Raw genomic sequence first — 23,562 nt, forward strand, 5'->3', positions numbered from 1 at the left:
CTGTACCGGGCCTACAACAGCCAGGCGCAACTGGTCGGCGAGGCTTGGCGCTCGGGCACCAGCAAGCAGGTCAACGGCCTCAGCGGCACGGTCAACACCGCCGGCAGCACGGTCGCGCGCACCGACTGGGACGGCAGCCGCACCACCTACGCCTGGGACACGGCGCGCTCGCTGTACGTGGCGACCTCCGGCGCCGGCACCCGCGACACCCTGGCCTGGGATGGCGGCAACCAGCGCTGGACCTGGACCCAGGGCGGCAGCCAGCTGATCGAGCGGTATGACGCGACGAAGAACGGCCGTTTGTTCGAAAGCGTCGATCGCGACGGCAACGCCGTGCAGTACAGCTACAACACCGCCGGCTCGCTCAGCCAGGTGGCGACCGCTGATGGTGAGACGACGATCCTCGACTACGACGGCTCCAACCGCCTGAGCAAGGTCCGCACCGTCACCCAGAACGGCGCCGGTACCCAGACCTCGACCGCGGTGCGCTACAGCTACGACGGCAGCGGCCGCTTGAGCACGGTGACCCTGGACCTGAGCCCGGACGACAACAGCGTCAGCGACGGCAAGGTCTTCACCAGCACCTACGCCTACGACGGCAGCAGTGCGCGCATCGCCTCGATCACACAGTCCGACGGTGCCAAGGTCGCCTTCACCTATCAATTGGTCGGCAGCGACTACCGCGTCGCCAGCATCGCCCAGACCAGCGACACCGGCGTGCTGCGCACGACCACGCTGAGCTACGACGTCGCCAACCGCCGCACCACCATCACCGATCCGCTGGGCCAGGACACGATCCTGAGCTACGACGACCAAGGCCGCCTCCTGCAGACCAGCAGCCCGGCGGTGGCCGGGGTGCGCCAGATCCAGGTCTTCACTTACAACGCCGACGGCCAGGTCGCGACCATCCGCGACGGTCTCAACAACGAGGTGAAGTACACCTACGATGCCGCCGGCAACCTGATCAAGCAGGAAGACGCGGTCGGCACGATCGTCGAGCGCACGTTCGGCAGCGACAACCAACTGCTGAGCGAAACCGTGTCCGGCCCGAACACGGTCACCGCGACGACGCGTTACGTCTACGACGCCGAGCAGCACCTGCGCTTCAAGATCAGCGCCGAAGGCCGCGTGACCGAGCTGCGCTACAACGCCGCCGGACAGCAGACCGGCTTGCTGACCTATTCCGAAGGCAAGTACACCGGCGCCACGTTCACCGAAGCCGCCCTGGCCAGCTGGGCCGGCGCGAATTCCCGCATCGGCGAACGCACCGACACCGCCTACGACTTCCGCGGCAACGTAAGCAGCGTCACCCGATACGGCACGCTGGCCGCCGACGGCAGCGGCGTGATCGACGACAAGACGATCCAGAGCCGTTTCGTCTACGACGAACAAGGCCGCCTGTTGCAGCACTATGCCGGCCCGATCGGCAACCCCGACGTCGAACAATTCACCTACGACGGCCTGGGCCGCGTGCTGAGCGCGACCGCGTTCAACGACAGCATCACGCTCACCCAATACGACGACGCCCAGCGCCGCACCATCGTCAGCTTCAGTAACGGCCTGGTCCGCACCTCGACCTACAACCACGCCGGCGAACTGATCGCGCTGGCCGAATCGGGCGGCGGCGGCACGGTGCTGTCGCAAGTGCGCTACCACTACGACGCCGACGGCCGTCTGCGCATGACCGAAGACGCGCTGGGCGCGAAGACGCATGTGCTATACGACGAAGCCGGCCGTCGCGCCGGCGAGATCGATTCGGCGGGGGCGCTGACGGAGTATCTGTACGACGCTAACAATCAGGTCATCAAGACCACGCGCTACTCCAACGCGGCGACCGCCGCGGCAATGGCGGCGCTGGTGGACGCGAACGGCAAGCCGAAGCAGACGACGACCGTCAATGGTCAGGCGGTGATGCTGACGTTGGCGAATTCGGGACTGAAGCCTGCGGTGGATTCGGTCAATGATCGTGAGGAGTGGCGGTTTTACGATTCGGCCGGCCGTCTGTACAAGACGGTCGGCGCCGATGGCGCTTTGACCGAATATACCTATGACGCGGCGTCGCGATTGGTCCGTTCGCGGGTCTACGACATCCGCGTGAACATGACCACGTTCCGTGCGAATCCGACCGTGGCGAACGCGGTCTCGGCCTTCCCCTCGACTCCGACCGATCTGATCACGCGCTATTACTACAGCGCCGACGGGCTGCTGATCGGCGTCATGGACGGCACGGGCGGCGTTACCGAAACGCTGTACGACGGCGCCGGGCGCAAAGTCAAAACCATCGCTTACTGGCAGTTCGCGAACCAAAACCTGTTCGACACCGGCACCCTGGATCAGCTGCGGCCGACCGCCACCGCGCAAGATATTCATACTTATTTCAACTACGACAGCCGCGGATTACTGGTTTCGCAGATTGACGGCGAACGTTACCTCACCCGCTACGAATATGACGCACAGGGGCATGTAACCCAACGAATCCGCGGCGAACAGGTCTCGGAAGCTTCGCTGAAGGGCACTCACACGCTCAATGGCTCGTTCAATGCGCGCATGGAGACCTTTGGCGGTTTCCCGCAAGTCAAGGTGTGGGTCGATAACGCGCTCGCTGCGACCGTCACCTTGGACAGCATCACCTATAAAACCTACAACTTTTCCGCCAATGCCGCACGTGGAAAAAATCACGACGTTCGCTTGGAGTTCCTTGTCGCCACGGGCAGCAGCATATGGATCAATGCGGCTGAGTTCTCCGGCGTTTCTTTCGATGCGGGCGGGCATTCGAACTGGACGTCGCCCGGCTCTTCCACCGTGCAGCAGTATCCTTCCGGCGAGGTGGCAGCGTATGGCGATCTTCTGGCTGTCTGGTCGGCTCCGGACCCGCAGAACGATTGGCCGGTATTCCCCGATTCGCTCGATGTCACATTGCCCGGTGTGCTGGAGAAAACCAGCTTTACCTACGACACCGACGGACGTCTGCTGAGCAAGACCGAATTCTCGTCCAGCGGAAATGTCGAATCGCGATATGCGTACGACAACATGGGCAATCTGATCGCGGAGAACCGTGCCGACCGAAAGACACAATACCGCTTCGATCTGCAGGGCCGTCTGACCGCCCAACTCAGCGGCGAAGGCGTCAAGGCGCTGCAGGCGCTCGGCGCGAATCCGACGCAGTCCGCCGTGGACGCGATCTGGGCCGATTGGGGCGTGCGTTATCAGTACGACGCCGCTGGCCATCGCACTGCGATGATCGATGCGCTGGATCGTTCGACCTTGTTCTACTACGACGCGCAGGGCCGCCTGACCCATACGGTCAGCGCAGCGGGCGAAGTGACCGAGCAGCGCTACAACATTTTTGGTGAAGTCTCGCAGAGCGTCGTCTATGGCTTGCGCCTGACCTCGTTGTCGCTGGGCCAGATGCACGGCGGCCAGATGAGCCAGAGCGAGCGCGACGCGATCGCCGCGCTGGACAACGATAAAGCCAGCCGCACCACGCTGAGCTATGCGGTGACCGGGTTGTTGTCGCGCACGATCGATGCGTTGGGTGCATACACCGATCGCACCTACACCACCTTCGGTGCGATCGACAAGGTGACGCGCTGGAGCGATTTTGGGCGTAGCCAATCCAAGCTGATCGAGATCGATCACAACTACGATCGCGCCGGCCGCGAAGTCAATGTCATCGAGGACTCTGCCGGCAGCGGCAGCCAACTGAAGCTGCGCACCACCAATAACTACGATGCTTTCGGCCGGGTGGTCACACGTTATGTGCAGGGCGCCGACGGCGCTCTGAAGAACGTCGTGTCAAAATCCTACGACCGCCGAGGCCAGGTGCTTATTGTCAAGGATCGCGATTCGGATGCCTCCAATTATTTTCTGAGCTACGATGCCTTCGGCAATGTACTCAAGCGCGGCGAATACACCTCGCCGGGCGTGCAGACCTTCACTACCTATAGCTACACCGCGTTCAATCGCGAGATCCAGGTCAGCACCGCCGAAGGGGTGCTGACCAAGACCCGCTACAACGAGCACGGCCAAGTCGTCGAGCTGATCGATGGTCGCGGCAATAGCACCACTTACGAGTACGATCTCGACGGTCGCCTGATTCGTTCCACCAATCCGGCCGGAACGGTTTCGAGCCATTACGACCAAGCCGGACAGGTGATCGAAACCACCGATGCCCGCGGCGTCAAGAGCAGCTTCGAGTACGACGCGGTCGGCCGCGTATTGACCCGTACCCTCGACCCGACCGGTCTGGCGATCAAAACGAAGTACGAATACGACGCCAAAGGCCAGTTGGTCCGCGTTACCGATCCGCTCGGCACGGTCTCCGAGACGCGTTACGACCTCAACGGCCAGAAGGTCGCGGTCGTGGTCGATGCTGGCGATGGCCGTTTGAATCTGACCACCACGTTCGAATACGACGCGCTCGGTCAGACGGTGCAGGCCACGGAGGGTGTTGGAACCGCGGCGGCCGTGGTTACCCGTTATGAATACGACAAGGGCGGCCGCCGCATCGCGACGATCGTCGACCCGAACGGCTTGGCGCTGACCACGCGTTACACCTACGACGCCGTCGACATGGTCGTGGCGAGCACCGATGCCAACGGCCAGGTGACGCGCTTTGTCTACGATCGCAACAGCGAATTGTTACTGACTATCGACGCGACCGGCGCGGTTCAGCGCCGCGATATCGATCGCGTCTGGGGGCGTTTCCTGGGAGTCACCCAATTCGCCAAGCCGATCGATCTGACCGGTTTGGGCCTGAAGGTTACATTGGCCGAGATTCAGGCTCGATTGCAGCCGCAGACCGGCGTTGACCGGACGACCCAGCAAATCCTCGATACAGACGGCCGCCTTCGCTACGCCATCGACAGCCAGGGTTACGTTACCGAGCTTGTCTACGACGCTTCGAACAACGTTGTCCGTACGATCGCTTATGCCGTCGCGATACCTACCTGGACCAACATTACGGCACAGACGGTCACCGCTCTGCTGTCGGAACAAACGTCGGCGATGCACGCGCAAGATCGTCAGACCCAGACGATCTACGATGCGGCCGGACGCGCGGTGTTCCAGATCGACGCGGCGCGCTTCATCACCCGCAACCAGTACGACGCCAACGGTAATCTGATCGCGCGCGCGCGTTTTGCCGCCGCGTACCCGATCGCGTCGGCGACGACGTTGCAGGCGCTGGACACATGGGCCGCGGGCCAGCCCACGAATGCGGCGGCCGAAGAACATTGGGCCTATGACGCCGCCGGCCGGGTGGCCTGGCAGGTGAATGCCGGAAACACCGTCACGCGTTACACCTATGACGCCGCCGGCAATCGCCGGATGAGCGTCAGCTTCCTGCAGCTTGCCTCGGGGCCGCAGCGGCCCAGCGCCTACACGATGCAGGGCATGGCGGCGTGGTACACGCAATTCGTCGGCAACGATGCGCGCTCCGTCAACCCGACCACGATGTGGTTCTACGATACGGCCGGCCGTAGCGTCTTCAGCTACGACGCCGAAGGTTACTTCACCGAAACCGGTTATGACGCCGCGGATCATGCGACCTCGTCGTCCCGTTACGATCGCAAGTGGGGAGCGCTCGGCGCAGACCGCGCGATCACGCTGAACGACAACGCGGCCAGCCTGCGTGCGTTGTTGACCGCCGCCGGCAGTACGAATCAAACCACCCAGTACCGCTACGATGCGGCCGGCCGCTTGTCCGACACCGTCGATGCGCTCGGCGGCATGCGCCACTATCAGCGCGATGGCTTGGGACAAGTGATCGCCGAGTTCGCGGCGTGGGGCACGGCGGAACAGACGGTCACGCGCCGCAGCTACGACGCCGGCGGCCGTGTGGTCGAAGAAACCTCCGCGGCCGATACTGCCGCGGTATCGCGCAAGCGCTTCGTCTACAACGCCTTCGGCCAAGTCGTCGCCAGCATCGATCCGCGCGGCGTGGAGTTGGCCGAATCCGATTCGGCCTGGGCGCTGGAACAGCGGTTTTCGCTCGGCTATAAGAACGAAACGGGAGCCGCGTTACGCGCGGCGGATCTGAACGCCGCGCAGAAGGCGGCGTTGCTGGCGCTGTACACCAGCCGTTCCAGCTACGACATCAACGGACGTCTGGTCGAATCGATCGACCCGCAGGGCGGCACGATCCGCCGCGATTACAACGGTTTCGGTGAAGCCTTCCAGATCATCGACGCCATGGGCCGGGCTGGGTTCTTCTTCTACGACGCGCTCGGCCGCGTGACCTATCAGGTCGATCCCGAAGGCTACTTGACCCGCACCGAATACGATTTCCAGGGCAATGCCAGCAAGATCCACCGCTACTACGAACGCATCGATTACAACTTCCCCACTGGCGGTGTTCCCGCCACGCCGGCCGGCGCTGTGGCGACGACGCAGATGGAGTATGACCTGCTCGGCCGTCTGGTCAAGGTCACCGATGCGCAGTCGGGCGTTGAAGCCTACGGGTACGATGCCTTCGGCAATCGCACTCAGCTGACCAATAAGCTGGGCGGCACGACGTACTATGGCTACGACAAACTGGGGCGGATGCTGAGCGAACGGCTGCCGGTCACCGCCGCCGCGCGCGCGGGCGGGGCGCCGGTTTCGGTCACGAATTACTTCCAATACGATGCGCACGGCAACCTGATTCGTCAGGACGATTCCGGCGACAGCGCCGACTCGCGCGTTACGCTGTTCGCCTACGACGCCTTGAATCGCAAGATCTCCAGCACGGCGGTCGTCGCCACCGGGCAGGGCGATGTCAACGCGGTCGAGAAAGCCAAGTACGACGCTCGCGGCAATCTGATCGAAAAGATCGGCGCCAACAACGCGCGCACGGTCTTCTACTACGACGCCAACAACCGCCAAGTTGGTCAGGTCGATAGCAACGGCCTGCTGGCGCTCAACGAGTTCGACGCCGCCGGAAATCTGGTGCGCACGCGTGCGTTCGAGAAGGCGGTGGCATTGCCGGCAGGCTGGGCGCTGCCGGCGGAGTGGATCAACCCGACGACCGGCAAGCCCGATCAGGTGCGCGAGACGCGATTCGTTTACGACGCCAACGGCCGCCGCATCGAATCGCAAGTAATCGGCGTGGCGCACGGCGCGTACGGACCGGATCCGGATCATCCGGAAAAGCAGCGATACATTGTCAACGGCACCGACATCGTCGAGCGCTGGAGCTACGATCTCGGCGGTCGTCTGGTCGAGTACAGCGACGGTAACGGCAATATCACCCAGACCTATTACAACGCGCTCGGCCAGAAGCGTCTGGAGATCGACGGCGAAGGTTATGCGATCAAGTGGGATCGCGATGCCGAAGGCAACGTGCTGACCGAAACGCGCTACAGCCAGCGTCGTCCACCGCCGGCGTTGGCACGGCAGGCCGCGTTCGCAAGCGATGAGCCGGTCGAGCAGATCATCTCCAACTGGCCGGTCGATGAAGAGAACGATCGCGTCACCGTCTACACCTACGACAAGATGGGCCGTCGCCTGAGCGAGTCGCGGCTCAACGTGGATTATGGCGTCGTCGATACCGGCACCGGCGCGCTGACGCAGATCGACAACGGCACCGCGACCACGGCCTATGCTTATGATGCCGCCGGCAACCTGCTCAGGCGCACCGACGCCAACGGCAGTGTATTCGGCTGGGAGTACGACAAGATCGGCCGCAACACCGCGGCGATCCTGCCGGGCTTCGTCGATTACGCGGGCCGCTTCGTGGCCGCGCGCACCGAGTACGGCTACAACGGCCTGAACCAGGTGCTGAAGGAAACCCGTCGCGGCGCGGGTAACGATCTCGATCAGGTCACCAGCTACGTCTATGGTGCCGGCGGCCGCCTGCTGTCCAAGACCAACGCGCTGAACTACACCACGCGCTTCGGTTACGACGTGGTCGGCAACATGGTCAGCATGAGCTACCTGCGCACCGACTCGGCCGGAGGTCAACGCACCGAGACGGTGCAGCTCAGCTTCGACGAAAATAATCGCGAAATCAGCCGCGTTACCGTCGGCAGCGACGGCACCCGCAGCGTCGAGCGCCGCACCCGCTATAACGTGTTCGGCGACGTTACCGGTCGCGGTCTGGGCGCGCTGCAGGGCGATCCCAAGAAGGATTGGCAGGAGTTCGCCGAGTACGACTATGCGGGCCGTGTGCTCAAGAGCAACATGGAAGGCGGAATCACCAAGGTCTATGTGTACGACGGCGCCGGCAACACCGCGCTGCAGATCCAGTCGCAATCCGAGGACCTGTCGGATGCGGCGTGGACGCTGGACAAAATCCTAGACCCGCCGCTCGAAAAGCAGGGCGCGTTCGCGTCCACGCTGTCGTTGTACGACAAGCGCAACAAGCTGATCGATGTCGTGCAGGCGTCGATGACCACGGCGGGCGAGCGGCTGGGGCTCAAAACGACCGCCATCCTGCCGATCCGTCCGGGCGAGATTCAGTCCACGGTCGGCGGCCGGTTGGGCAACGGCGTGCGCGATCCGCAGCACCACGGCGAGATCGACGGTTTGCCGTCGGTGGCGCCGACCAATGCGACCAGTGTGCCGCCGGTGACCGGCGATCACATCTACAGGGCTTGGCCGGGCGGCGGGGACCATGATCCGCCGACCTCGATGGCCTACCTGTTGCAGATACCGGACTACAGCAACGCCTTCGGCAGCGAATACGAAATCCGTATCGCGATCGAAGGCCAGCAGGTGGGGCCTATTTCGGGTCGCTGGGAGGACATGAACAAGCCGGTACCGGTGTATCCCTTGCTCGGCCAATTTGTCGGTGATAGAAACAATCGCTCCGCGTTGGTGCAGGTACCGGTGTTCCTGCGCAACGTCGACGCGTCGATACGAAATGCGTCGATATCGCTTACGGTCAAGGTCTTCGTCACTCCGCGCGGGAGCGGTGGCGGCCGGGAAATTCTGGTAGGCACCAGCAATCAGGCCAACGCCGAAATAAAGTGGGATGAAGGTTGGGATTACGATTCCCGCGTCGATGTGATGTCCGGCTCGCTGGCCACGACCGTCAACAGCTCGCTGCCGCCGGAGTTCTCCGGCCATGTCATCCAGATGCCGATCGACGCCTACGACCCCGGCAATTCGCCGCAGGTCTATGTGCGCAGAAAGGATACCAACGGCCCATATCAGTCGTTGCCGGTGGAGCGCGGGTTCGAGCAGGGCAAGGCGACGGTCGATATCTCCGGTCTGGATGGCGCGTACGAACTGCTGTACGTATCCACCAACAGCAGCGGCGCATTGGTGCGTCGCGAGAAATACACGCTGGTGGTAGGCCCGAACCAATCCATCGAGCGCGCGCCCGACACCACCGACGGCGCCTTCCAGGCCAACGGCGTCGGCACCTTCGTGTGGAACGGCAACGGTCTGGACATGACCGACCTGCTCACGCGCAAGAGTGCGGTACCGGCCAACGTGGTCGTGGAGTACCGCCGCAAGGGCAGTCAGGACCCGTGGATCGGCACGGCCGCGCTCGGCCGCTTGCCGCCATTGGGCACGAAGGGCAGCGCGCGTTGGGATACCAGCGGATTGAGCGGCGACTACGAAGTCGTGCTCAAGATGCTCGACGCACAGGGCAAGGAACTGGAGGCGATCCGCGGCGAAGTCACCGTCGGCGGTGCGCCGAACGTTGCGCTGGACTTCCCGCGCGACGATGAAAACGTCATCCGCCTGAGCAATCTGCCGCCGAATGCGGCATCGATGAACCTGCAACTGCTGCGCTCGGACGGAACCGTCGCGGCCAGCGCCTCGGGCTTGAGCATCGCCAACGGCGCGCTCAGCCCGGCCTGGGCGATCCCGCCCGAGGTGCTCGCGGAAGTCGGCAACGGTGTGATCGAGTACAAGCTGGTCGCGACGTTGATCGACAACCGGGTCGTTCCGCCGAGCAATTACACCGCCACCGGCAAAGTGGAGATCGGTCCGCAACGCACGCAGGCCTCGGTGATCAAGGTCGATCATCATCTGTACACGGTGAACCTGGACCCCAAGAGCGCCGAAGGCCAGGTGCTGGTGCTGCACTATCGCCCGGAAGGCAATAGCGAGACGTTGTTCAAGCAGGTGATCATCCTGCGCGGCGCCGATGGCAAGTACCGCTGGGACAGCCTCGACCTGGACAAGCAGGCGACGTACGAATACTTCTATGACGTCTTCCGGACCCTGACCGAAGCGCAGAACCCTGGCACCGGCGAGCGCCTGGTGCGCAACAACGGCTATTTCTGGGCCGACAACGATCGCCCGGCCATCGAAGCCAGCTGGGAGATCACCAACTTCGAGCCGTCCGCGCTGACGATCCACCGTCAACAAAGCTATAACGCGTTCGGTGAGATCGAGTCCGAGGCCGACGGCAACGCCGTCGCCAAGACCGAAGTCGGCTCGCCGGTGATTCCGACCACGCGCCTGTTCTACAACACGCTCGGCAAGCTGGTGCGCAAGGAGGACGCGGAAGTCACGGTCACGCTCGGCAACGGCTTCGAGATGACGACGCGGCCGGTCACCCGCTATGTCTACGACCGTGTCGGCAGCATCGTGGCTTACTACGATGCCAACGGGAACCGTACCACCCAGGCCTGGAACTACGGTTCCGCGCAGCCGACCTTGCTCGCCGAGTGGCATGCCGACGACGGCGTCAAGCGTTTCCAGCTCGACGTGTTCGGCAACCAGCGCGTCGTCACCGACGAACTCGGCCGCCGCACCGGCTACGGTTACGACCTCGACAACCGGTTGATCTCGATCGAGCGTCCGCAGGGTCCGAACGATGAGTTGATCGTGGACAGCTACGCTTACGACGAACTCAACCATCGAATCCGCCACACCAGCAGCCTGCTCGGCGCGGACACCACCGACTTCAGCATCGAAGGCGAAGTCAGCAAGGTGACCAGCGCGCAGGGCCGGGTGACTTTGTACACCGCGACCTGGGACGCGCAGGCCAATGGCGGCTTCGGCGCCTGGCGACGGGTGACGACCACCGCGGTGGGCAAGCCGATGACCGATCTGGTCGACGCGCTGGGTCGCAAGCTCAGCCATGTCGATATGGGCGGCAACACGTTCGGCTACGAGTACAACTTCGCCGGCCTGCTGAAGACCTCCGGTACCACCAGCTACGAGTACTACAAGAACGGCCTGATCAAGCGCATGACCGACACGGTCACCGGCATCAAGGGCGATTACGAGTACGACAACAACGGCAACCGTACCTTCGAAGGCTTCACCACCCGGGACGGTAATTGGGCGTTCCAGCAGTCGCGCGGCGAATACGACGCCATGAATCGACTGATCAGGGTGTTCGACCCGCGCTACGAAATCACCTACGGCTACGATGCGCAGGGCAACCGCATCCACATGAAGTCGATGTACAAGGACGGCTTGAACGGGGCCACCCGCATTCAAGACTACTGGTACCGCTACGACAACATGAACCGCTTCACCATCACCATGGGCCAGCTGCAACTGGACGCGGGCGTGGAGAAGGCGACGAGCGCGGACGATACGCGTGCGAGGATCGTGGTCGGCAACGAAGACGGCGTGGAACTGGGCTACGACGCCGCGAATCAGCGTCGCATGGCCAAGTACGGCCGCGACAGCCATACCGAGCGCTACGAGTACGACCAGCGCGGCTACCTGACCGATACCCGCATCAACGACGTCCTGCGCGCGCGACGTGTCAACGATCTGGCCGGTCGCGTGATCGACTACATCGAGTACGACGCCAACGGCGCGGCGCGCAGCCACATCAGCCATGTCTGGGACAACGACAGCCTGTTGATGCAGGACCACGACAACATCAACAACAAGGGGACGGTCACGTTCCGCATGGCCGATGGCACGGTGGAACACACCGAGACCTATGGCGAAGAAACCACGCTGACCACGACGTACAGCTACTTGTGGTTCGACAGCGCCAAGCAAAGCCAGATCAGGGTTCAGGCCAATAACGAAGCCCACGACGATTGGGCGCCCGGATTTTCCGACTATCTGTATGACAAACAGGGACGCATCCTGCAGGCATACGACAGCTCGGGCCATCGCGCTTTCTCATATCAGGTCGATGGCGAAGGCCGCATCCTGCAGCGCAATGAACTGCTCGGCGGAACGAAAGACACCCAGGGCATGATCGTCAACGCCGAACAGAATCGGCACCACAGCTATTACTTCTTCGACGACAAGCAGATCGGCAACGTCGGCGACGACGGCATCGACCGCATCGACTACGCCAAGGAACTGGCGCAGAACGAAGCCCAGGCCGGCGCCAAGAACGACGAACGCCACAAGCGCTTCACCCCGGTGGCCGGCGCGAACTTCGACGAGAACTACCAGCCGATCAACAGCCTGTACCCGACCGCGGCGCCAGGCAGTTACATCGTCAAGGCCGGCGATACCCTGCAAGGCATCGCCGCCGCGCTGTGGGGCGACTCGGCGATGTGGTACCTGCTGGCCGATGCCAACGGCTTGGCCCCGAACCAACCCTTGATCGCCAACACCGTGCTGACGGTGCCGAACAAGGTCACCAACATCCATAACAACGCGAGTACGTTCAAGCCGTACGACGCGGGCTCGGCGATGGGTAACACCACGCCGACCGTGCCGGAACCGCCGCCGCCGCCGAGTCAGGGCAAGGGGTGCGGTGGGTTCGTCAAAGTGCTGGCGATCGTCGTGGCCGTGGTCGCGACAATCTTCACCGCGGGCGCTGCCACCATAGGATTTGGCGCCGGTTTCAGCGCAATCATGGGAGCCGGCACCGCGACGTTAGCCGGCGCGGGTGGATTCGCTTTGGCGGTTGGCGCGGGTGCTCTGGGCGGTGCGGTGGGAAGCATCGCTAGTCAGGCAGTACTGATTGCCGGCGGAGTGCAAGACAAATTCGACTGGAAGGGCGTCGCGCTGGGTGCTGTCGGTTCCGCCGTTACAGCCGGATTGGCGAGCTCGACAGGTATTTCGAATCTTCTCAGCAACGTGCCGACCAAGTTTGGGCAGGCAGCCGCGCGCAGTGCCTTGAACTCCACGGTGACTCAAGGCATCGCAGTCTCCACCGGCTTGCAGGACAGCTTCGACTGGAAGAGTGTGGCCATATCTGCCGCAAGTGGGGCCGTTGGCTACGGCGTAGCGCAAGGTATCGGCCGTATGCAGTACGGCGTCCAAGGTTGGAGCGATATTTCGAATAAGACCATTTTGGGAGACGTGTGGAAAACCGGTACACGTAATTTCGTCACCGGATTGGCGGCGGGTGCGGTTAGCGCTGCGGCACGAGGAAAACTATCCGGCGACATCTTGATGAGTGTCGGCCTGGACGCGTTGGGCAGCACGATCGGCAACAGTATTTCCGACCACGCGGCCAACACGAATAATGCAGATGCGGCGGAAACCCTCTCGCCCTTCGCTTCCGGGACGGTTGCGGAGGAGGGGCTGGGTACCAGCAATGTGTGGGGGCGTCATTTCTGGGATGAAGGGAATGTCTCTCTTCCCGGAGCGGGAGCCGTTTCAAGTGGAAGAGCGGTTCGTATCGCAGGTTCGGGGGCGCCGTTCACCAGCGGCAATTTCGGCGATGTGTCCAGAACGTTCCCCTCGCTGATCGTGACGCCCGACCCGCAGTTTACGTCCGACTATATGCAGGTTTGGGAGTGGGCAACTCGCTATAACCGCCCCGCCCCGCCGCGAACGACGTCGCAAGTCGAGCTGAACAACTATCGGAGTCAGCAGTACAAAGCGACTGCACCTGCCTACTACAACTGGTTGGCATCGACATACGGCGGTCCGCGTGGGATTGGAGGAATGCAGCCGCACCAAAGTTTTGAGCAGAACTGGCAATCCCAATACGAAGCCCCTATATGGTTGAAGCGCGGAGGCGGTGCGCTTATCGGCGCTATTGAAAATGGCCTCGGCATGACCAAGGACACTGTCGTTGGCACCTACCATCTTGCTGCGGCCGGGTTGTCAATGGCCGCAGATGGCTTTGGCGAAACGCTGGCTCGCGTTGGAGTTGATACTGAATTTATGCGTTCGGCAGTTCAGGCTAATCAGGCACGCAGGAGCGCGTTGGTCGGCTTGGTTAAGACGGCAAGTACTTATCAAGCCGCATGGGAAGGCAATTTGCTATACACCGTCGGAGTGGAAACGCCCTACACGGCTGCCGCACATGATTTTGTGGGTCAGAAGGCCGGGGAAGTTTGGAATGCGTTAGCCGAGCCGTTCGAGCTCGCTAATCAGTACGAGGACGCTGGCGATCCTATTAGCGCTGCCCGACTCAGAGGTGGCGCGATATTCAAATATGGTATGACCGCCGTTACGGCATTGAGAGGTCTTGCGAGCAGTGCATCAGACCTCGGTAAGCTGGGACGTTTAACCTCGGTAGATAGAACGATCTCCACGGCCCATGCCTCAGCGGAAGCTGGCGAAGAGATGGTATATGTATATCGTGGCACTAATAGAGGCACAGAGAACGCTATCTTTGAAGAGACAGGTCATCTACTGAGCGACTCAGCGCAGCGAGGTTACGTAGAAAGCGGAGGTCTGGATGATGCTTATCGGGCTTCCAACGCGACTCACAAACAATGGGTCGAAATCTGGGGGGATGAAGGTCAGTATGTGGAAGCGCATTCGGCATTCGGCACTGAGCTAAAGCCCGCTTTTGGTTTAGATAGAACATTCATATCTGTAACAACTGATCCGGCGGTGGCGGCAAGATTTTCCCGCGGCGGAGTCACCTATGGTGGATATGTGCCGCGCTCTTCGTTGTTGGAGCAGACCTTAAGAGGGGCAACTGAGAGTGAATACTTGGTTAGAAATGGCACGAATTTGTTAAAGCCTATAATGCCTCCGCCGATTCATTGATCAGGAGCTGCAAGTGGAAGGTGTTGTCTTTTCCGTTAATTGCCAAGAAGTGCACGTCCCATCAGTTGGGCTTTGGCCTGATCTATTGAAGGGGGCGTTGTATCGGGGTAAGCCCATCAGTTTACCGGCCGGCGCCAAACATGCTTCCGACATGGTTGAGCTGGTTAAGAGAAAAAATGACGCCTTTTGCCTGGGCCTGTATCACCCCGGAGTTCTAACGAAGAAGTGGTTGCCGCTGTTGCTTTTTAAGATTGAGCACGAATGGCAAAGAGTGCATCTTGAGCACATAGTTTGCGAGTTCTGCGATTGGAAAGGACTCGCTGCGAACGCGACTGAGCCAAGCTTGTATTACGGCGCGCCGCAAGAGATGGAGGCGCTTCTTGCGGCAGACAATTTACCTAAGCTAGGGTGTCCCCAGTGTGGTAGGATTTTGCCCCGGCCTGCGATCTGGGTGGAGTAAATATGTTGGATTATCCAAGGCCGCTTTGGCGGCCAACCATAGTGCCTGCCAATGAATGGATTATCGGGGAAGCGAAGAAGCGCTTTTCGGGTAAGCAGTTTGTAGTTTTTCAAAATGGAACTTGCGTGGTGTGGCAGCAGAGTCCGCAGTCGTTTGATCCTCATGCGTGCCAAAGGGAAATGTTGGCTGTAGTGACAAATGCACCGGATTTTAAAGTTAGGAAAAGTGCGGCAGGAGATTTTTTGGTTACTTTTAGAGGGGGCGTTGGTGGGCTGATGCCTGCAAATATATTGAGGGATCATCCTGCTGTTAGGGCTGAGGCTCTTAATGGCGGGAGATTGGAGTCTGAGCTGTTTGCAATTGATGATTCCGGCGTTGATGAAGATGAGACGTTGCTTGTGGCTGGTTTGTACGTTCGGGCCCGCTTATATCAGGATCTAGAGTCTCCTCTAATTGTTCATGTTTCTGTTTAAATAAAACTCGTAGTACGTATTGGTTCGCTTTTATTTGGTCGCGGATAAGTTTTTATTGATAATGTATGCATCCAGAACTACGGTCTTTGTTGCGTTGACAGTCATCGGTCTGGTGCGTTCTTTCAACCGCCCGCCTGATTTAATGAAACGGTTTCTCGGCGGTTAGGGTCTAGTAGCGACGCTTCAGTGATTTGGTCGATCAAGCAGAACTGCAAGCTTCTTCGGCGCCAACACGCAGTAACTTTCCGTCAGCAGATCGGCAATCTCCTCCCAGTCGCTACTCATATCGACCGCTACGCCGACAATATTCGCAAACCACACCGGCCTGAAAAACGGCGGCCTCGAAAACTTCGGAGCCGCCAAGCGCGCGATAGGTAGTCGAAACGTCAGTACGACCATCGGTCCCGGACTACCGGCGGCTTCGGCATAAGCCGGCGGCCATCCGTTGTCGATCATCACCACATGGGCGAAATTCTTCTTCGCCACCATCCAGCGGATGCCGGTCCAGGCGGGTTCTTCGTAAGCCTCGGGTAAGCCGAGGCAGATGGCGTTGAGACGAGTCAGGATCGCGGGCGGAATCGGTGGGTGAGGCCATCTCAAGGTCTCCTGCCGGAATACGCACGATCGCCATCGTGAGTCTCGGACGCGCGACCCGCAACATCGGTCCATGCACAGCGGCATACGATCCGCATCGCCGCTCGATTGCCGCACCAGCCGCCAATCGAATCATTCGCAACCAAATGTGCGACTGCACAGCCCCGCATGTCCGTGGGACAAAATCCGTTGCGATTCGACGCGCGAATCGCGACCTGGATCAGCAACTTCGGCCGGCGATCGCGCAGGCGGCCTACTACCTTCGGCTAATTCGCAACGCAGGCAGCAGATCCGTCGGTGGATCTGGGTAGAACGACGGCCAACTTCTGTGTCCGTTACCGCGACTCTGCCCGGAGATTTCATCGTGAAAACAGCATTCGGCCTCGTGATCGGTTTTGCGTTCGCGCTCAGCGTGCCCTTCGGTAGTGCCTGGGCGGGGTCGCCGTACGGCGGCGCTGCGTGGGCGCTGCCAGGAATGGTGCAGGCGGAGAATTTCGACCTGGGCGGGCAGAACGTCGGTTACTACAATCCGGGCAATACCAATCCGGGCGGGCAGTATCGCAGCGACGGCGTCGGTATCGAGGCCAGCGGCGATACCGGCGGCGGTTACAACGTCGGTTAGACGGTCGCCAGCGAGTGGCTCAACTACACCGTCAACGTCGCGCAGGCGGGCAACTACACGCTGCAAGTGCGCGTGGCCAGCCATGGTGCGGGCGGCAGTTTCCATTTCAACGTCGATGGCGCGGTGGCGACATCGACGTTGAGCGTGCCCGATACCGGCGGCTGGCAGAACTGGCGGACGCTTTCGACCGGCATCAATTTGCCGGCCGGCACGCACGTGATCCAGTTGCGGATGGACAGCGTCGGCGCGAACGGCGGCAGCGGCAATTTCAACTGGTTCTCGATCGGCGGCGCTGGTGCCGGTCCGGACTTCGGGCCCCACGTGGTGATCTTCGATCCGAGCCTGTCGCCGTCGGCCATGCAGGCCACCGCCAACGATATCTTCCGGCTGCAGGAGCGCAATCAGTTCGGACCGGATCGTTACGCGATCGTGTTCAAGCCGGGCACGTACAACATCGACGTCAATGTCGGTTTCTACACGCAGGTGCTTGGCCTGGGCGCGTCGCCGGACGATGTCAACATCAACGGCGCAGTGCATGCCGAGGCCGATTGGTTCGACGGCAACGCCACGCACAATTTCTGGCGGGTGGCGGAGAATCTGGCGATCAATCCCAACGGCGGCGTGAATCGTTGGGCGGTGTCGCAGGCCGCGCCGTTCCGACGCGTGCATGTGCGCGGCAACATGGCGCTGGACGATAACGGTTGGTCCAGCGGCGGTTTCATGGCCGATACGCGAGTGGACGGGCAGGTCAATTCCGGCGGGCAGCAGCAGTGGTTCACGCGCAATTCGCAACTGGGAAGCTGGGCCGGTTCGAACTGGAACATGGTCTTCGCCGGTGTCGGCGGCGCGCCCAACGGCGCATCGTGGCCGAATCCGCCCAACACCGTGCGCGCGACCGTGCCGGTGGTGCGCGAGAAGCCGTTCCTGACCGTGGACGCGTCCAATCGTTACAGCGTGTTCGTCCCGGCTCTGCGCAGCAATAGCAGCGGCACGAGCTGGGGCAACGGCGCGGCGGCCGGTCAATCGCTTCGATCGAGTCGTTCTATCGCCAAGGCCGGCATCGACAATGCGGCCACGCTCAACGCGGCGCTGAATCAGGGCAAGCATTTGTTGTTGACGCCCGGCATCTATCGATTGAACGACACCTTGCGCGTCACCCGCGCCAACACCGTGGTGCTCGGCCTGGGCCTGGCGACGCTGCTCGCGGACAACGGCGTCAACGCGATGAGCGTAGCCGATGTCGATGGCGTCAAGATCGCCGGCCTATTGTTCGATGCCGGCGTGACCAATTCGCAAGTGCTGCTGGAGATCGGCCCGAACGGCAGCTCCGCCGGCCACGCCGCCAATCCGACTTCGCTGCACGATGTGTTCTTCCGCATCGGCGGCGCCGCGGTCGGCCGCGCCTCGGTAAGCCTGAAGATCAACAGTTATGATGTGATCGCCGATCACTTGTGGCTGTGGCGCGCCGATCACGGCACCGGTTGGGGCTGGGATCTCAACACCACGGTCAACGGCCTGATCGTCAACGGCAACAACGTCTCGGCCTATGGCTTGTTCGTCGAGCACTTCCACCAGTACCAGACCATCTGGAACGGCAACAACGGCCGGGTGTATTTCTACCAGAGCGAGATTCCCTACGACGTGCCGAACCAGAGCAGTTGGATGAACAACGGCGTCAACGGTTTCGCCTCGTACAAGGTCGCCGAGTCGGTGACCAATCACGATGCTTGGGGCGTGGGAATCTACTGCTTCTTCAACGTCAACCGCAGCGTCAAGTTGTTCAGCGCGATCGAAGCGCCGGCCGCGGGTTTGAACGGCGCAATGTTTCACAACATGACTACGGTGTCGCTGGGCGGCGGCTATGGCGAGATCACCCACGTGATCAATCAGTACGGCGACAGCGCCAACTCGGCCAATACCACGGCGCGCCTGGTCAAATAGTGTGGGGTCGCGATGCGCGCGGGCTTGTCCAGCGCGCATCGCGTAATGACGTGTGAGGCGCCGCCGGTCCTGCGTCTTGCGACAGTTTGCACGCTGCTTGTGAGACGTATCCGGCATTGCCGCAATCGCTTCCACATGTGTATCAACGCGTGATGGTTTCGATCTTGGGCGCGTGCTTCATTGCGTTCGCGCCTTCCGCGGTGGAAGGCCTTCAAGGAGGAAACACAATGAAGTCACTGGCAATGGTCGCCGCGGCGGCACTGATCGTAGCGACAGGGCTGGCTCAGGCAGGCGAGAAGAGCAATGTTCCCGTCAGCATCTCCACCAATCCTCAGGGCCAACCGGTCCGTGCGTTCGGCATGCTGGCCGCCGCGCGCGCCAGCGCCGGCGTCAACCAGACCATCGGTTGCGCGAGCAGCGCGACCGGGACGACGGTGGTGGCCGCGTGCGAAGCGCGTAACGCCGCCGGCACCTACGTCCAATGCACGACTTACAACGCGGCGCTGGTCGCGGTCGCGCAATCGGTCAGCGCCGATTCCTACGTGGATTTCAGCTTCGACGGCGCGGGCAATTGCACCAGCGTGTATGTCAGCAACGGTTCTTCGAACGCGGTCAAGCAACCCTGACCGCCGCGCGGCGATGTCGTCGAGTCACGACATCATCGCCGTTTCGGGCGCACGCGGGCCCTGACCCGTGCGCGCTCAGAACTCGCACGAATCCCATCCCGGCGGCGTGGTCTGGGTCGAGCTGTCCTTAAAATTCTGCCGCAGCGTGGTCTGCGCCCACTCGTTGGCTTCGACCAGCTGCCCCGGGCTCAGGCTCGATGCGATCGCGTCGAGTTGCCGGTCGAGTTGGGCGACGCGATGCGATTCCGCGCCGAGGCGATACAGCTTGAGGTAGCGGTAGTGCTGCACCGGATCGGCGCCGATCAGACCGGCGAGCAGACTCTGCGCGCCCGGTTCGTAGGCTTGCTGCAGCAGATCGACCACGCGCCAGTCGCCGGCGGCCAGGCCGCTGTCGATCAACGCCGAGGCGGCGTTGCCATAGTTGCGCAAGGATTCTGGATGCTTGATCAGGCTGCGCGCATCGTAAAGCGGGCCGCGGTCGAGATAGCACGCGCGCGCCTGCTCGTCGCCCAGGCGCGCGGCCTGGGCGATGCTCGGCACCAGCGCGTCGAGCATCTTGTCGCCGACGCCGGCGCACAGCGCCTGGTTCTTGCGCACGCCCTGCTGGCGCAGCTCCATCGCGTCGAGCTGTAGCTGGTAGGTGCGCAGCTGTGCCGCGCTCATACCATCGGTGGACTTGCGGGTGAGGTCGTTGGTCGCGCCCTCGCTTTTCCATTGCGAACTGCGCAGGCGGCTGCAGCGGTCGAGATCGCGCAGCAGGCGCTTGGCCGCGTCGGCATCGCCGCCGGCGGCGCGCGCGCGCAGCTCGGCGAAGCTATTCTTCAGCGGCGTGTCGGGCGGCGGCAGCAGGCCGCGCTTGGAGGCCAGCGGGCTCGATCCGAGCGCGGCCTCATCATCCATGCCCTGTGCCGTCGCGGCGTCGGCGAGCTTCACATGCATCGCGGCACGCGTCTGCGGAGCATCCGCGCGTCCAAGAAAGTATGCGCCGACCACCGCGGCGAGCACGGCGACAGCGATCGACAGTGAGCGTTTGGTCTGCATATCCTCGCGCTTCGTTATCGGCCGTCGCCGGCCTGTTCATTCATAGGGAAAAACGCAGGGGTCCCACAATGGCCCATCCGCATCGATCGGCTTGCCCCGAAAATCATGATCGAAAGTCCGCGCCGCCCAGGCGTCGGCTTGCGCGGCCTGCGCCGCACTGAGCCGGCTTGCCGCCGCCTGGATGTCGCGATCGAGCTCGCCATGATCCGACGGTGTCCCGAGGCGGAAAAGCTTCAGGTAACGGTAACGCGAGTAGGCATCGGTACCAACCGCGGCCGAGAGCAGCGTGGACGCGCCAGGCTGATAGGCGTTGCGCAGCGCGCTGATCACTCGCCAGTCGCCGTCCTCGACGCCGGCCTGGATCATCGCCTGGACATCGTGGCGATACGATCCCAGGCGCTCGGGATGATCGAGCAGACTGCCCGGGTCGTAGTTCGGCCCGCGCTCGAGATAGCAAGCGCGCGCATACGGCTCGCCCGCCAGCGCGGCGCGCTGCAGGTTGGGCAGCAACTGGTCGAGCATTTCCTGGTCGGCGCCGTCGCACAGCGCGCGCATGCCATCCAGCGCCTGTTTGCGCGATTCGATGGCGTCGAGCTGGGCGCGGTAGTTCTTCAACTGCTGCGCGTTCATCGAGGCTACCGTTTGCCCCAGCAATTCGTCGGAAAGTTGAGTGTTATCGCGATCCAGGCGTTCGAAGCGCCGGCACAGGCTGAGGTCGCGATACAGGCGGGTCGCCGCGGCGATGTCGCCTGCGGCGGCGCGGGCGCGCAGGTCGGCGAAGGCGGATTTCAGCGAGGCGGTCAGCTTGGGCGAGTTGGCGGCGGCATCTGCGGCGGCTTTGCGCGCCGCTTTGCCGGGCACGGCGGCGGCTTGGTTCGCCGTCGGACTCGCGCTGGGCGAGGCCGCAGCGGGCGCGCCGGTCGAGCGGCCCTGGATCAGGCCGAAGCCGTACACGCCGGCCGCGACGGCCAGCGCGGCGGCGATCGTCGCCAGCGCGCGGCCGCGCATCAGACGGGCCACGGCGAAGCGGTTCGCGCGAACCGCTTCGCCTGCCGGTGATGGCCTGATCGATGCATCCTGACCAACGATTACCTTTCGCTATCGAGAACGTAAGCCGATGCGGCGATCGACGCGTTGCCGGTCATGATCGCGGTGTTCTTGCCCGCGACGGCCGGCAGGCCCACTTTCAGATTCACCGCGCCCGATACCAGGGCATCCAGGATCGGGGTGAGGATCGGCAGGCCCAGCGCGATATTGCCGCAACCGCTCGCCGCCGGTACAGCGAAGGAGTTATCGACCAGGGTGGTGCCGTCGATCTGCAGGTAGCCGATGAAGTTCGGCTCGTCGGTCCATACCGTGGTCGCCGTGCCCGGATTGCCCGAGATCGGCAGGTTCGGCAGCGGCGGCGCGGTAGTGCCGGTCTGCAGCTTGAGCACGACCGGATTCTGCGCCGATCCGATGTAGCACTTGTCGCCGAGGAACGGATTTTGCAGATGCACGCGCACCGCCAGCCGCGCCACGGTCGGGTCGCTGCCGTCGGTCGGCGGGAACAGCGCATTGCCGAAGTTGGTCTGGATCTGCTGCACCGGCTCGATGGTGGCGTTGACGTCGTTGACGGTGGCCACCAATGCCCAGAACGCGGTCCACAACGGGCCCGGCCAGTTCGGCGCCGGATTGACGATGCCGAGCAGGCCGCCGGGCACCTTGGCCGCGGGCGACTTCAGGGTCGGCGCGCCGATCGCGTCGTACAGCGGCGAGGCACCGATGGACTCGATACCGCCCTGCAGCACGATCGGCTTGTCGATCGGCATGGTGGTGCTGCCGATGGTGAGCGAACCGGAATTGGTGGTGTTGATGACGCAGCTGCCTACCGCCGGGTCGGTGTACGGGCAGTATTTGAACATCGCATACGGGCCCGACGGCGTACCGGCGTTGGCCACCGACGCGCTCGCGAGCGTCAGCAATGCCGCCGCCGCGGCAGTGCAAAGCGGAGTCTTGCGCATTCTCGGATTCTCCTGAAAGTTGAGTGCGGCCGGCGCGTGTTCCACGCGGCCGGGCCTGCTCGCGACCGCGACGGCCGCGCTGCGCTGATGGGGACAAAAAGGGGAGGAAAATCTCCTCCCCTGTGCCGAAATCCTTCTCGGCTCATCGACGTGTCCGGAGGGGTATGCGAGACCGCGACCCGCGCGCCACGCATGAAGCGCCGCGGGTCGCCGGCCGGTGCCGGACGTCGTCGGGTGGTTACAAGCCCACCACGCGTACCAGCGTACTGGCGCTCAGCGCGCCGTTGTTCTGGGTCTGCACCGAGCAAGCGCCCAACGCGCCCTTGAACACGAACTGATTGTTCTTGGTGGCCGTGGAGGTGGAATCCAGCACGCCGTTGATGCTGCCGGAGCCGGTCTGGCTGGGGCAATAGACGTTCAACGGCGAGGGGATGTAGATCCGCACGCCGCTGATGGCCACGCCCCACAGCGTCGGCGTCAGGGTCGGTGAGCCGGTGAACGGCGGATTCGCGCCGGTATAGGCGCTGGGAGTCATCGCCCACGGCAGGTTGTAAGCGGTGATGCCGGCGCAGGCCGAAGAACCGCTGAAGCTCGCGGCGGTCACCGAGGCACTGCCGCCAGTGACGGTGACCGTGAAGCTGGCATTGCAAGGTACCCCGACGCCGACGTAACTCGCGGTGGTCGGGCCGAAGAAGGTGAGCGTACCGCTGTTGGCCCAGCCGCTGCCGTTCCACAGTTCGAACGAGGCAGCGGAGGCCGAGCTCGCGCCGAAGACGGCCGCGGCGGTGGCCAGGGCGAGAAGGGAAGTCTTGAGCTTGGACATTACGTTTTCTCCTGTGATGCGTCGAGGTATACGGACACGAGCGTGTCCTAACGGGCTGTCACGGATGAAGCGGGCGCCGTGGCTGCGCTGCCTGACGGCTACGGTGAGCGGTCCGTAGCCGTCAGGCTCTGCTCGTCGTCATCCCGTCCGCGAACG

At 62.7% G+C, this 23,562-nt stretch carries 10 protein-coding genes and 1 pseudogene; 5 read left to right on the forward strand and 6 right to left on the reverse strand.

The annotated features are described in order from the left end of the window. Positions 1-11 precede the first annotated feature (11 nt). Positions 12-143: a hypothetical protein gene (locus J7J50_RS25055; RefSeq protein ID WP_285222298.1), complete on the reverse strand. Its 132-nt coding sequence runs from the start codon at positions 141-143 to the stop codon at positions 12-14. A 574-nt stretch (positions 144-717) separates the two neighbouring features. Between J7J50_RS25055 and J7J50_RS00705 the strand changes: the two genes are divergently transcribed. Together J7J50_RS00705 and J7J50_RS00710 are read left to right on the forward strand one after the other, a co-directional pair. Next, positions 718-14,823, forward strand: a complete 14,106-nt coding sequence (locus J7J50_RS00705) for a LysM peptidoglycan-binding domain-containing protein (protein ID WP_343222411.1) — start codon at positions 718-720, stop codon at positions 14,821-14,823. A 462-nt stretch (positions 14,824-15,285) separates the two neighbouring features. After that, complete coding sequence (locus tag J7J50_RS00710; protein WP_215057668.1) at positions 15,286-15,756, forward strand: hypothetical protein; 471 nt, start codon at positions 15,286-15,288, stop codon at positions 15,754-15,756. Positions 15,757-15,939: 183 nt separating this feature from the next. On the opposite strand, the gene J7J50_RS00715 is transcribed toward J7J50_RS00710, so the two are convergent. Continuing rightward, positions 15,940-16,356, reverse strand: a complete 417-nt coding sequence (locus tag J7J50_RS00715) for an MmcQ/YjbR family DNA-binding protein (protein ID WP_215057667.1) — start codon at positions 16,354-16,356, stop codon at positions 15,940-15,942. Positions 16,357-16,714: 358 nt separating this feature from the next. Between J7J50_RS00715 and J7J50_RS00720 the strand changes: the two genes are divergently transcribed. The 3 genes and pseudogenes from J7J50_RS00720 to J7J50_RS00730 all read left to right on the forward strand — a co-directional run bounded on the left by J7J50_RS00720 (position 16,715) and on the right by J7J50_RS00730 (position 19,539). Next, positions 16,715-16,972 (forward strand): hypothetical protein, encoded by a 258-nt coding sequence (locus J7J50_RS00720; protein WP_215057666.1) that lies wholly within the window; start codon positions 16,715-16,717, stop codon positions 16,970-16,972. Between the two features lie 15 nt (positions 16,973-16,987). Beyond that, positions 16,988-18,913: pseudogene (locus tag J7J50_RS00725) on the forward strand (carbohydrate-binding protein); the annotation flags it as partial. A 227-nt stretch (positions 18,914-19,140) separates the two neighbouring features. Further along, complete coding sequence (locus tag J7J50_RS00730; RefSeq protein WP_215057665.1) at positions 19,141-19,539, forward strand: hypothetical protein; 399 nt, start codon at positions 19,141-19,143, stop codon at positions 19,537-19,539. Between the two features lie 75 nt (positions 19,540-19,614). Here the strand turns inward: J7J50_RS00730 and J7J50_RS00735 are convergent, their stop codons facing one another. From J7J50_RS00735 to J7J50_RS00750, 4 genes are all read right to left on the reverse strand, one after another. Continuing rightward, the gene (locus J7J50_RS00735; protein WP_215057664.1) at positions 19,615-20,580 is read right to left on the reverse strand and encodes a hypothetical protein; all 966 of its coding nucleotides are present in this window, start codon (positions 20,578-20,580) and stop codon (positions 19,615-19,617) included. A 36-nt stretch (positions 20,581-20,616) separates the two neighbouring features. Continuing rightward, the gene (locus J7J50_RS00740; RefSeq protein ID WP_215057663.1) at positions 20,617-21,600 is read right to left on the reverse strand and encodes a hypothetical protein; all 984 of its coding nucleotides are present in this window, start codon (positions 21,598-21,600) and stop codon (positions 20,617-20,619) included. 68 nt (positions 21,601-21,668) lie between these two features. Next, positions 21,669-22,583: a hypothetical protein gene (locus J7J50_RS00745; RefSeq protein WP_215057662.1), complete on the reverse strand. Its 915-nt coding sequence runs from the start codon at positions 22,581-22,583 to the stop codon at positions 21,669-21,671. Between the two features lie 238 nt (positions 22,584-22,821). Then, positions 22,822-23,406: a hypothetical protein gene (locus J7J50_RS00750; RefSeq protein ID WP_215057661.1), complete on the reverse strand. Its 585-nt coding sequence runs from the start codon at positions 23,404-23,406 to the stop codon at positions 22,822-22,824. Between the last annotated feature and the right edge of the window lie 156 nt (positions 23,407-23,562).

It is taken from the genome of Lysobacter sp. ISL-50, assembly GCF_018612875.1.
Taxonomy (GTDB): domain Bacteria; phylum Pseudomonadota; class Gammaproteobacteria; order Xanthomonadales; family Xanthomonadaceae; genus Lysobacter.

Excerpts from the sequence above, each read along its gene's own strand:
- J7J50_RS00710 (WP_215057668.1), top strand. The coding sequence starts at position 15,286 with ATGTTGGATTATCCAAGGCCGCTTTGGCGGCCAACCATAGTGCCTGCC.
- J7J50_RS00730 (WP_215057665.1), top strand. The coding sequence starts at position 19,141 with ATGAAGTCACTGGCAATGGTCGCCGCGGCGGCACTGATCGTAGCGACA.
- J7J50_RS00735 (WP_215057664.1), bottom strand. The coding sequence starts at position 20,580 with ATGCAGACCAAACGCTCACTGTCGATCGCTGTCGCCGTGCTCGCCGCG.
- J7J50_RS00745 (WP_215057662.1), bottom strand. The coding sequence starts at position 22,583 with ATGCGCAAGACTCCGCTTTGCACTGCCGCGGCGGCGGCATTGCTGACG.
- J7J50_RS00750 (WP_215057661.1), bottom strand. The coding sequence starts at position 23,406 with ATGTCCAAGCTCAAGACTTCCCTTCTCGCCCTGGCCACCGCCGCGGCC.